Raw genomic sequence first — 288 nt, 5'->3', positions numbered from 1 at the left:
CATAATTTCGGATAAATAGGCTAGCAAATCATTCTTTGTTCCCAAAGTTTTTAGAAAGCATCGACATTGATATTCCGGTAAATTTTATATTGTCTGTCTGCTGATAAGTCTGTCCTGAAATTTTTTCGGTTGCTTTGATGATTGGCATAAACAAATCTGTTTCGAAGTTGGTTGGCACAGATTACAATTGACAAAAAGCAATACGAACAGAATTACTTTGCTTCATATTTCTTTACCGATCTTTTACTATTGCAAGATAAACAGATTACGAATAAATTGAGATTTCAC

General features: G+C 32.3%; 1 pseudogene. It reads right to left on the bottom strand.

The window, feature by feature from the left end:
* Window positions 1-64: 64 nt before the first annotated feature.
* A pseudogene (locus P6709_RS20605) lies at window positions 65-181 on the bottom strand (hypothetical protein); the annotation flags it as partial.
* Between the last annotated feature and the right edge of the window lie 107 nt (window positions 182-288).

Source organism: Jeotgalibacillus sp. ET6 (assembly GCF_029667115.1).
Taxonomy (GTDB): domain Bacteria; phylum Bacillota; class Bacilli; order Bacillales; family Jeotgalibacillaceae; genus Jeotgalibacillus.
This window is presented reverse-complemented; position numbering and strand designations above follow the sequence as displayed.